The following is a 10,050-nucleotide window of genomic DNA, read 5'->3' on the forward strand; positions in this document are numbered from 1 at the left end:
AGCGCGTCGGCACGGGCGCCGGCGACTGGTTCAGCGGTCGTTGTGCGCGGGACGTTCCGTTGCGATGACGTCGTTCGCGTACACGAGGGCGACCCGGTGGTTGTACTGGATCGTGTACATCTTCTTGGCGCCGAAGACGACCTTGCCGTCGGCCTTGAAGTAGTCGTCGGTCAGGGCGGGCGGCGTGGTGGCGACGTACGCCTGGCCGGACGGGATGCTGTACATGCTCAGCGGGGCCTGGGTGGAGGCGCCGTACCCGGCCGGGTACTCCGCGGCGTCCGGGTAGCTGGTCCCGTACACCTTGCCGGGCGGCGTGGCGGGCGTCACACCGGCCTTGACGATGGTGTAACCACCGTACGCCGGGACGGTGTTGGCGCCGTGCGGGTTGTAGAACCACACCTTCGCGCCGCTGAACCAGATCGCGGTCCAGGCACCGTCCTTGCCGGCGACGACGAACTGCTGGCCGGCCTGCACGGTGTTGCCCCAGTCGTTGATCCGGTCGGTGCCGGCGGCACCGGAGTGGATCGCCGGGTCCCCGAACAGGGGCGCGGTGCTGTCGGGGGCGGTGCGCACGAACAGCGTGTTCGACGCCTGCGTCACCTTGGTGCACTCCGGGGTGGCACCGGTCGGGTCGTCGGACGGGCAGATCTGGGCGGTCTGCTGGTTCCGCTCGAAGCCGGGCGCGATGGTCACCACCGAGCCGATGTCACCGACCCCGTGCCTGCCCGTGACGGGCGCGCCGAGCAGGGCCATGAAGTGCTCCCAGTCCCAGGCGGTGCCCGGGTCCCAGTGCATGCCGGAGACCGCCCCGGAGTTCGGGCCGGCAACGTTGTCATGGCCCACGATGTGCTGCCGGTCGAGCGGCACGCCGAAGCGCCCGGCCAGGTACGTCACCAGCTCCGCCGTGGCCTCGTACTGCGCCTCGGTGTACCAGTCGGCCCCGTGCGCGGCGAAGCCCTCGTGCTCGATGCCGATGGAGTGCATGTTGGTGGAGTAGTTGCCCGCGTGGAAGGAGATGTCCTTCGTGGGCATCATCTGCGTCACCGCACCGTCCGACGACCGCATCACATAATGCGAGGCGGTCGTGCTGCCCGGGGCCTGGAAGGTGGCGACCGCCGACTCGTACGACCCCTCGGTGTCGTGGATGACGATGGTGTCGATCCGGATCCCGTTGGCGGGCCGGTCGGACACCTGACCGTTGGTCGACGCCGCCGGCACGAAGGTGCAGTCCACGCTGGCGGGGCACTCGACGTCGGCGGTCACCGCCGCCTTCAGGTGCAGCTTCGCGAGCTGCGCCCTGGCGGGCTCGACCTGCGGCACGGCCGCCAGGCTGACCCGCTGGCCGTCCGTCGTGGTACGGCCCGCACCCTTGGCCAAGGTGGCAAAGACACGGTCGGCGAACGCCCTGGCACCCTGCTCCTGCGAGGCCTGGCTGTAACGCGCCACCGCCCCGTACCACTCGCCGGGTTCAGCGGAAGCGGTTCCGGCCGTGGCCTTCTGGTACGACGCCAGCAGCGCCGCACCGCCGCGGATGTTGGCCGCCGGGTCACGGCGCAGCTCCCGCACCGACAGGCCGGTGAGCTTCGCCGCGGCCTGAAGGGTGTGCAGCGCCGGATCGGCGACGAAAGACGCCAGGTCGCTGCGGCCGACCGCTCCGGCATCACCACCGGCCACCATCTCCGCCGTCACATCGGTGAGGTGCATCGGACCGTAGCCACCGCTCGCGCTGTGCGCGCCCGCATGCCCGTCCCACGCCGACTCCTGGTACGCCACCGCCAGCAGCACCTGCTCCGGCACGTGGTACTCATCAGCCGCCGCAGCGAAATCCCGCTGCCGGGCGGTGTCCGCCGGCGCCGCACCGGAGGCCTGCGCCGTCAACGGCACGGCCACCGAGCCCGCGATCACCAGCGCGCCGACCGCCGCCAGCAGGCCGGGCCTGCGCCGCCTGGCGTGCCGGCGTATGGAAGTCTCTGATGTCATGAACGATCCCAAATCTTGAACGTGTGAGGCCAATTCCCCTGGCCGGACGTCGATGTGACGTTCCATCGGCCCATGGAAGGCTCGCGGATTCTACTCACGCCGAATCCCCGGAACTTGAGGCACCGTCACTATCGAGCCACCGTCGAGCGGTTCGCCGGCGGCGGGCCGGATCCTCCGGACGGCAAGCGGGAAGAGCGTGGGGGTTCATCGGCCGAATTCCCGGCATCCGCCGCAACTCCCGCACCCGCGAGGGGGAACCGGGGGCGATGAAGGGCGGGGACCGCATCGGCGGTCGAACTCGGCCGGTGCATCGCAGTCGCACGACCTCCCGGTGCGTCACCGCCCCGACGGTGGAAGCTCACGAAGATCCCTCTTCTTGTCCGGACGGGCGTGCACGCGAGAGCCGCAGACCCCTGGCCAATAGCTTGCTGCGTCAAGGAGTAGATCAGGAAAGTGCTGCACCATGCAAGTAACTGCGACGCATAACGGCGCCAATCGGTTCATCCACGACGCCGAGTCTCACCATGCGACCCTGGACGCCCCCATCCGTCACCGCCTTGACAGGTGACTTTTTTCTGTGCGAAAGTCATCACCACTTCAATAGGTGATCAGATCGGTCATCGCGTCCCCGGAACCGAGGAGAGGCCGCGTGAGCCAGGCTGTGGAATACGACTACGTCGTGGTGGGCGCGGGAACGGCCGGCAGTGTGCTGGCTTCGCGCCTGTCCGAGGACGGCGGCGCCCGCGTCCTCCTGCTGGAGGCGGGCGGCCCCGACGTGCCGGAGGCGATGCCGGTTCCCCCCGCGTGGCCGCGGTTGCTGGGCACGTCGTCCGACTGGGGCGACCGCACGACCGAGCAGGCCGCCACCGGCACGTCCGTGGCGCTCGCCCGGGGCAGGGGCCTCGGCGGGTCGTCGGCGATCAACGCCATGGTCTTCACCCGCGGGCACCGCAGCGCCTACGACGCGTGGGCCGCCGGCGGCGCGAAGGGCTGGGGCTTCGACGCCCTCCTGCCGTACTTCATGCGCAGCGAGCGCGCGGAGGGCCGCGACCCCCGCACGCGCGGGCAGCACGGACCGCTGGCCGTGGCCCCCGCCCGCGAGCCGAACCCGGTGCTGGAGGCCTGTCTGGAAGCGGCCGCGGAAGCGGGCCACCGCAGGGCGGCCGACATCAGCTCCGGGCTGGAGGAGGGATTCGGCTGGCCTGACCTGAACATCGTCGACGGCCGGCGTCAGAGCGCCGCCGACGCCTACCTCACCCCCGCGTCGGGACGGGCCGGCCTGCGCGTGGTGACCGGTGCGCCCGTCCACCGCGTCCTGCTGGACGGCGACCGCTGCACCGGGGTGGCGTACACCGCCGGAGGAGAAGAGGTCACCGCCCGCGCCACCCGTGAGGTGATCCTCACGGCCGGCGCCATCGGCACCCCGCACCTGCTCATGCTCTCGGGCATCGGCCCCGGCCGGCACCTGCGGGAGACCGGCGTCGAGGTCGTCCACGACCTGCCCGGCGTCGGGAGCGGCCTGCAGGACCATGTGATGGCCGGTCTGGTCTACTCCGCCGCCCGCCCGGTCCCCGCCGCGCGGAACAACCACGGGGAGGCCCTGGGCCTGCTGCGCAGCACGCCCTCCGCCGACGCCCCCGACCTGCAGATCATCTTCGTCGACGTCCCGAGCCATGCGCCCGCCCTCGCGGGGCCGCGTGAGGGCTACACGATCCGCGTCTCGCTGATGCGCCCGCACAGCCGCGGCACGGTGCGGCTCGCCTCATCCGCGCCCGGGACCGCCCCGCTGATCGACCCGGACTACTACGCCGACCCCCGTGACCTGCGGACCATGGTCGCCGGCATCCGCGCGGCCCGTGAGATCGGCCGGGCCAGGGCGCTCGACGGCTGGCGCGGCGAGGAGGTGCTGCCCGGCGTGGACGTCGACGACGACGCGGCGGTCGCCGCCTACCTCCGCAGGGGCCTGGCGTCCTACTTCCACCCGGTCGGCACGTGCAGGCTCGGCACCGACGAGGGCGCCGTGGTGGACGAGGAGCTCAGGGTCCGCGGCATCGACGGGCTGCGCGTCGCCGACGCCTCGGTGATGCCGTCGATCGTCTCGGGGAACACCAACGCGACGGTCTACGCCATCGCCGAGCGGGCCGCCGAGTTCGTCTCCCGGAAGGGGGCGTCATGACCGCGGCCGACCACGAGAACCAGCCGGAGCGCGGGGCCCCCGTGGCGCGCCGCACCATGCTCGGCATGCTCGGCGCCGGGATCGCCGGCGTCGCCGCCGCACCCTGGCTGCAGCGCGGCTGGGAGAACTTCCTCGGCGCGGCCTCCCAGGCCGACCCCACCGGGCTCACCGGGGTGCTCCCCAACCCGGGCGGCTTCCGCTACTACAGCGTCGTCGGCTCGGTGCCCCGCAAGGACGAGCGGACCTACCGGCTGAAGGTCAACGGTCTCGTCGACCGTCCGCGGACGTACACCCTCGACGACCTCCGCGCGCTCCCGCAGCAGCGGATCGTGCGCGACGTGCAGTGCACCGACGGCTGGCGGGTGGCGGACACCCCCTTCGAGGGCGTGCCGCTGTCGGACCTCCTGGACGCGGCAGGGGTGCGCCCGGAGGGCAAGGCGATCCACTTCACGTGCTTCGACGGCGTCTACACCGAGAGCCTGACCCTCACCCAGGCGCGCCGCCCCGACATGCTGGTCGCCCTGAAGATGCAGGACAAGCCCGTCAGCCACGAGCACGGCGGCCCCGTCCGGCTCTACGCCGCGCCGATGTACTTCTACAAGTCGGCCAAGTGGCTGTCCGGAATCACCGTGACCGACGAGGTCATCCCCGGCTACTGGGAGGAGTACGGCTATGACGTCGACGGCTGGCTCGACGGCGCCGACCAGCGCGGCGACGCGCAGGCCGCCTGAACGCTCCGGGCGCGTACTGCGGTTCACCAGGGCCGAGCGCTGGGTGCACCGCGGCACCGGTCTGCTGATGCTGGTGTGCCTGGTGACCGCGGCCTGCCTCTACCTGGGGCCGCTGGCCCAGCTCGTCGGCCGCCGCCACCTGCTCGCGACGGTCCACGAATGGTCGGGGATCCTGCTGCCGCTGCCCTTCCTGCTCGGACTCGCCTCCCCCGCCTTCCGCGCGGATCTGCGCAGGCTGAACCGCTTCGCCCCGTACGACAAGCGCTGGCTGCGGGCCGCGCGCCGGCGGCTGACCTCGCCGGACATGCGTCCCGCCGGCAAGTTCAACGCCGGTCAGAAGCTCTACGCTGGCTGGCTCGCCGGGGTCGTGCTGGTCATGACGGCCACGGGGCTGCTGATGTGGTTCACGGGCCTGCTGCCGGCGGTCTCCCGCACCAGCGCGATCTTCGTGCACGACCTCCTGGCCTGGGCCATCGCCCTGGTGCTGATCGGGCACATCCGCAAGGCGTTCCAGGACCCCGAGGCGCGGCTCGGGATGCGCACCGGGTACGTCTCCCTGGGCTGGGCGCGGCGATGGCACGCCCAGTGGCTGGACGAGGACCGCCCGGCGGCCGAGGACACGCCGGAGCGCTGAACGTCGCCCCGCCGCACCCACGCAAGCGCCCGGGTGGCCGGGCCCCGCAGAACGGGGCCCGGCCACCCGGGCGTATCGACGGGCACTCGCTCGCCCGCACGGCGGTGTGCTACGCGGACACGGCCGTCCGCGGCGTGGCCGCCTTCTTGCGCGCGCGGTACGCCGCCGCCTTCACACGGTTGCCACAGGGGTCCATGGCGCACCACTCGCGACGGCTGCCGTGCGAGCGGTCGAGGTAGATCTGCGTGCACTCCGGCCTGCTGCACTCCTTGACCAGCTCCGCGTCCGGGCCGCTGAGGAGCCGCACGGCCTCCCGGGCCAGCGACGACAGGGCCTGCTGCGGCGTCGCCTCGACCCTGCGCCCGTCCCTGGTGAGCTGCGGGACGGCGGACGGCCTGCGTGCCGCCGCGTTGAGGAGCGCGAGCGCGTCGGTGTCGTAGTCCTCCTTGTTCAGCGCGGACCTGACGAGCGAGAAGACCGCCTCCCGCAGGGAGACCGCCTCCGCCACGTCGGACGGCTGCGAGAGGACGTCCCCGTCGACGAGCCCCGACTCGCGGAACCAGGCGTCGAGGCTCTCGGGCGTGGTGAGCATCTCCTGGGGCTCCGGGTTGCGACGGCGCCTCAGGGTTCCCACGAAGTCCAGCACGGGCATGCCGCACTTGAACACATGCATCATGTCACCATTTTGACAGGTGACGAACAAGAGGGCAAGGCACCGGCCCGACGGCGACACACTTATTCTGCCCATTGCAGCCCGCCGGCGTGCCGGCGTGCCGGCCTCGACGGCGAACAGGCGGAGGTCTCAGGCCGGGGTCAGGCGGAGGCGCCCTGGTCGGTCGCCACCCGGCCCAGCGCGATGGTCAGCGCGGCGAGGTCCTGGTCGGCGAAGGGTTCGACGAGGTGGCGTCGCACGCTGGCGAGGTGCGTCGGCCAGGCCTGCTCCAGGCGCCCGAGCCCGGCGTCCGTCAGCACGGCGTTCCAACCACGGCCGTCCTCGGCGCACTTGACGCGTTCCACCCAGCCGTGCTTCTCGAGCCGGATGACGACGCGGGTCATCCCGCTCAGGGAGAGGCTGCAGGCGGCGGCGAGCTCGCTCATCCGCATCGCGCGCCCCGGGGTCTCGGACAGGTGCCTCAGCGGCGTGTATTCGGAGAGCGGCAGCCCCGCCCCCTCGACCATGTCGGCGTCGACGGCACGCGGGAGCTCCAGGAGCACCCGGCCCAGCGCGCGCACGAAAGCCTCCTCGCTCGCGCTGAGGGGCTGCAACTGCTGCTTCGTGGACGCCATCCCCCCACTTTAGCTTCTTGACGGGTCAATGAGGCCTCAATGATCGGCACTGCGCGAGAACCGGTGCGAGCACGCGCCTTTGACAGTTGTCGACCGGTCGTCTAGCTTCAAATAGGCGACCGGTCAGTTAGTCATTCCGGTCCGCCCATCCCCCCATCGCACAGCAACGAAAAGAAGCGGAGAGCCTCCTGTGGCCACCCCCGTCAAGCTCGCCATCGTCTACTACTCGTCGACCGGCACCATCACCGAGATCGCCAGGGAACTGCACGACGCCGCCGTCAAGGCCGGCGCCGAGGTGCGCCTGGTGAAGACGGCCGAACTCGCCCCGCAGGCCGCCATCGAGAGCAACCCGGCCTGGGCCGCCCACCACGCGGCGAACACGCACGTCCCGCACGCCACGCCCGAGGACGTCGAGTGGGCCGACGCCGTGATCTTCGGCACCCCCACCCGCTTCGGCAACGTCTCGGCGCAGCTCAAGCAGTTCATCGACACGCTCGGCGGGCTGTGGGCCGAGGGCAAGCTGATCGACAAGGTCTACAGCGCCTTCGTCTCCAGCGCCACCGCGCACGCGGGCCAGGAGGCCACGCTGCTGGCCCTCTACACCTCGATCCACCACTTCGGCGGCATCACCGTCACCCCGGGCTTCACCCAGCCCTCCAAGTTCGTCGACGGCAACCCCTACGGCACCTCCCACGTGGACGGCCAGGGCAACAACCCCGTGGACGAGGTCACCCGCACCGCCGCCCGCGTCCAGGCCGAGCGCGTCGTGCGCGTCGCCGCGCAGCTCAAGGCGGCCTGACCCCTCCCGGCACCCCGCCGGCAGCGGCGCCGCGCGGCAGGCCCCCTCACCGGGGGAACCGCGCGGCGCCGCTCCCCACATCCTCACCGAACCCACGAACAGGGAGATGCGGAAACATGCGCGTCGAGATCTGGACCGACATCGCCTGCCCTTGGTGCTACGCCGGCAAGGCCCGTTTCGAGCGGGCTCTCGCCGGCTTCGAGCACCGTGACGGCGTCGAGGTGGTGCACCGGTCGTTCGAGCTCAACCCGGACGCCAAGAACGGCACGACACCGATCATCGACGCCGTGGCCGCGCAGTACGGGCGCACCCGCGAGCAGCAGGTCGCACGGGAGGAGCACGCCGCGTCCGAGGCGCGCACCGAAGGACTGGACTTCCGGATCGGCGGCCGCGTCCACGGCAACACCTTCGACGTCCACCGCCTCCTGCACTTCGCCAAGGAGCACGGCGTCCAGCAGGAGCTCCTGGACCTCGCCTTCTGGGTGAACTTCGCGGACGAGCGTTCCGTCTACGACACGGAGACCCTGCTGGACCTGGCGGCCGAGGCGGGACTTGACCGGGCGCAGGCGGGCGCCGTCCTGGCCGACCCCGACGCCTACGCCCGGCAGGTACGGGCCGACGAGCGGCTGGCCGCTGAACTCGGCGCCGGCGGCGTGCCGTTCTTCGTGCTGAACCGGAAGTACGGCGTGAGCGGACTGCAGCCCGTCGAGCTGTTCACCCGCGCCCTGGAGCAGGCGTGGGAGGACCACGCGGGGGCCCGGGCCTGACGCCCGGCCCCAGGGGGGGCTCCCGCAGTACCCCTGCGCGGCGCGTTCCCCCGTGGCGGGCGCCGTGGCGTGAGGGAGACGGACGCGCACATGACCAGGGACAACGCCCGGAACGCCGCGCTCGGGGAGTTCCTCCGCTCACGCCGCGCGAAGACCTCCCCCGCGCAGGCCGGCCCGGTCCCCGAACCGCCCGCGCCCTGCGCCTGACCGACGACGAACGGGTCCATCTGTTCAGCGTGGCCAGGTCCTCCGCCCCACCGCCCCGGCGCCCCGTCCGCTGCCGCCGCAACAGGTCCGTCCGGCCCTGCACCGCCTCCTGGAGCCGATGACCGAGGGCCCGGCGCTGGTGGTGGGGCGCCGCACCTGCGTCCCGGCCGCCGACCGGCTCGCCCATGCGCTCCACACCGGCTTCGACGCGCTCCCCCAGCGGCAGCGGAACATGGCCCGCTTCACCTTCCTCGACGCCCGCCTCTACGCCGGCAACCACCCCCACGACCCCCGGCTCGCCGAGCTGGTCGGCGGACTGTCCGGGCGCGACGAGGACCTCCCGACGTGGTGGGACGGCCACGGCATCAAGCGCCACCGGCGATTCGGACCAGATCCTCGGCGTCCGCACCGCGGAGCCCGCGACCGCCTCCGACCGGGCCCTGCGCCGGCTCGCCCAGTGGGCCGAACAGAGCGGCCCGACCGGCCCAGTCATCTGACTTTCACACTTAAAGTCAGCTGTTAGCCTGGCCCCGCAGGCCGATCCGCGCCTGCGCCGAGGGCTGCCGCACACCGCCCGGGGCCGCCGACGACCGCGCGGCCGTCCGGGCAGGGCGCGCCCGCAGGAAGGAGGCACGATGCACATCAAGGGGTCGGTCGCCCTGGTGACGGGCGCGAGCCGCGGCATCGGCCGCGCCTTCGCCCGCGCGCTCATCACGCACGGCGCGTCCAAGGTCTACGCGGGCGTCCGCGATCCGGAGAGCCTCGTCGACCAGAGCCTGGTGGACGACACCCTCGTCCCCCTGCGTCTGGACGTCACCAAACCCGACGAGGTCGCCGCGGCGGCCGCCGCGGCCGGCGACGTCAGCATCGTCGTCAACAACGCGGGCACGGGCGGCGCCGGCACCCGTCTGCTGGAGGGTTCCTTCGACGGCGCGCGCCAGGCGATGGAGGTCAACTACTTCGGCACCTGGGCCGTTTCCCGGGCCTTCGCCCCGATCCTGGCCGCGAACGGGGGCGGGGCGCTGGTCAACATGCTCTCGCTGGCGTCCTGGGTCGGCCAGCCGCTGATCCCCGGGTACGCGGCCTCCAAGGCGGCCGCGTGGTCGCTGACCGACACCCTCCGGCAGGCCCTGCACCCCCAGGGCACGCTGGTGGTGGGCGTCCACGCGAGCTTCGTGGACACCGAACTCAGCGCGTGGACCGACGCCCCGAAGATCAGTGCCGGGACGGTGGCCGAACTGACCATGGACGCGCTGCTCCACGACCGGCCGGAAGTCCTCGCCGACGAGGAGACCCGGCGCGCCAAGTCCGCACTCTCCGGACCTCCGAGCGCCACCCCGGGCGCATGACGCGGCGGCGGGCGCCCCCCCCCCCCCCCGGGGGGCGGGGCCCCCGCGGGGGGACCGGGGGGGGGAGACCGGGCAAGGCGGTCGGGGTGGTGGCGCTGCTGGGGCCGGGGGGGAGAACAG

Annotated in this window: 10 protein-coding genes; 7 read left to right on the forward strand and 3 right to left on the reverse strand. The window is 72.4% G+C overall.

Annotated elements, in window-relative coordinates; genetic code table 11:
• Window positions 1–30 precede the first annotated feature (30 nt).
• Complete coding sequence (locus ACFYYN_RS22555; RefSeq protein ID WP_500547265.1) at window positions 31–1,980, reverse strand: N-acetylmuramoyl-L-alanine amidase; 1,950 nt, start codon at window positions 1,978–1,980, stop codon at window positions 31–33.
• 661 nt (window positions 1,981–2,641) lie between these two features.
• On the opposite strand from ACFYYN_RS22555, the gene ACFYYN_RS22560 reads away from it, so the two are divergent.
• From ACFYYN_RS22560 to ACFYYN_RS22570, 3 genes are read left to right on the forward strand one after another with little or no spacing between them, the layout of a single operon-like run.
• The gene (locus tag ACFYYN_RS22560; protein WP_500547278.1) at window positions 2,642–4,156 is read left to right on the forward strand and encodes a GMC family oxidoreductase; all 1,515 of its coding nucleotides are present in this window, start codon (window positions 2,642–2,644) and stop codon (window positions 4,154–4,156) included.
• Window positions 4,153–4,887: a molybdopterin-dependent oxidoreductase gene (locus tag ACFYYN_RS22565; protein WP_500547266.1), complete on the forward strand. Its 735-nt coding sequence runs from the start codon at window positions 4,153–4,155 to the stop codon at window positions 4,885–4,887. Before ACFYYN_RS22560 ends, ACFYYN_RS22565 begins: the two co-directional genes overlap by 4 nt.
• Entirely contained in the window at window positions 4,829–5,521 is a 693-nt protein-coding gene (locus tag ACFYYN_RS22570) for a cytochrome b/b6 domain-containing protein (protein ID WP_500547267.1), read from the forward strand. Before ACFYYN_RS22565 ends, ACFYYN_RS22570 begins: the two co-directional genes overlap by 59 nt.
• Before the next feature lie 109 nt (window positions 5,522–5,630).
• Here ACFYYN_RS22570 and ACFYYN_RS22575 read toward each other — a convergent pair whose 3' ends face one another.
• Window positions 5,631–6,194, reverse strand: coding sequence for a CGNR zinc finger domain-containing protein (locus ACFYYN_RS22575; protein WP_500325259.1), 564 nt, complete (start codon window positions 6,192–6,194; stop codon window positions 5,631–5,633).
• Window positions 6,195–6,334: 140 nt separating this feature from the next.
• Window positions 6,335–6,808 carry a MarR family winged helix-turn-helix transcriptional regulator gene (locus tag ACFYYN_RS22580; RefSeq protein ID WP_500547268.1) on the reverse strand — a complete coding sequence of 158 codons (474 nt, stop codon included), beginning with the start codon at window positions 6,806–6,808 and terminating at the stop codon, window positions 6,335–6,337.
• Window positions 6,809–6,998: 190 nt separating this feature from the next.
• Here ACFYYN_RS22580 and wrbA point away from each other — a divergent pair, with 190 nt between their 5' ends.
• From wrbA to ACFYYN_RS22600, 4 genes are all read left to right on the forward strand, one after another.
• Window positions 6,999–7,607, forward strand: coding sequence for an NAD(P)H:quinone oxidoreductase (gene wrbA / locus ACFYYN_RS22585; RefSeq protein ID WP_500325197.1), 609 nt, complete (start codon window positions 6,999–7,001; stop codon window positions 7,605–7,607).
• Between the two features lie 116 nt (window positions 7,608–7,723).
• Entirely contained in the window at window positions 7,724–8,374 is a 651-nt protein-coding gene (locus tag ACFYYN_RS22590) for a DsbA family oxidoreductase (RefSeq protein ID WP_500547269.1), read from the forward strand.
• A 325-nt stretch (window positions 8,375–8,699) separates the two neighbouring features.
• Window positions 8,700–9,104 (forward strand): MmyB family transcriptional regulator, encoded by a 405-nt coding sequence (locus tag ACFYYN_RS22595; RefSeq protein WP_500547270.1) that lies wholly within the window; start codon window positions 8,700–8,702, stop codon window positions 9,102–9,104.
• 112 nt (window positions 9,105–9,216) lie between these two features.
• Window positions 9,217–9,930 (forward strand): SDR family oxidoreductase, encoded by a 714-nt coding sequence (locus tag ACFYYN_RS22600; protein ID WP_500547271.1) that lies wholly within the window; start codon window positions 9,217–9,219, stop codon window positions 9,928–9,930.
• The last annotated feature ends 120 nt before the right edge of the window (window positions 9,931–10,050 follow it).

Source organism: Streptomyces sp. NPDC001902, assembly GCF_042891295.1.
Lineage (GTDB): Bacteria > Actinomycetota > Actinomycetes > Streptomycetales > Streptomycetaceae > Actinacidiphila.

Excerpts from the sequence above, each read along its gene's own strand:
- ACFYYN_RS22555 (WP_500547265.1), bottom strand. The coding sequence starts at position 1,980 with ATGACATCAGAGACTTCCATACGCCGGCACGCCAGGCGGCGCAGGCCC.
- ACFYYN_RS22565 (WP_500547266.1), top strand. The coding sequence starts at position 4,153 with ATGACCGCGGCCGACCACGAGAACCAGCCGGAGCGCGGGGCCCCCGTG.
- ACFYYN_RS22570 (WP_500547267.1), top strand. The coding sequence starts at position 4,829 with ATGACGTCGACGGCTGGCTCGACGGCGCCGACCAGCGCGGCGACGCGC.
- ACFYYN_RS22575 (WP_500325259.1), bottom strand. The coding sequence starts at position 6,194 with ATGCATGTGTTCAAGTGCGGCATGCCCGTGCTGGACTTCGTGGGAACC.
- ACFYYN_RS22580 (WP_500547268.1), bottom strand. The coding sequence starts at position 6,808 with ATGGCGTCCACGAAGCAGCAGTTGCAGCCCCTCAGCGCGAGCGAGGAG.
- ACFYYN_RS22590 (WP_500547269.1), top strand. The coding sequence starts at position 7,724 with ATGCGCGTCGAGATCTGGACCGACATCGCCTGCCCTTGGTGCTACGCC.
- ACFYYN_RS22595 (WP_500547270.1), top strand. The coding sequence starts at position 8,700 with ATGACCGAGGGCCCGGCGCTGGTGGTGGGGCGCCGCACCTGCGTCCCG.
- ACFYYN_RS22600 (WP_500547271.1), top strand. The coding sequence starts at position 9,217 with ATGCACATCAAGGGGTCGGTCGCCCTGGTGACGGGCGCGAGCCGCGGC.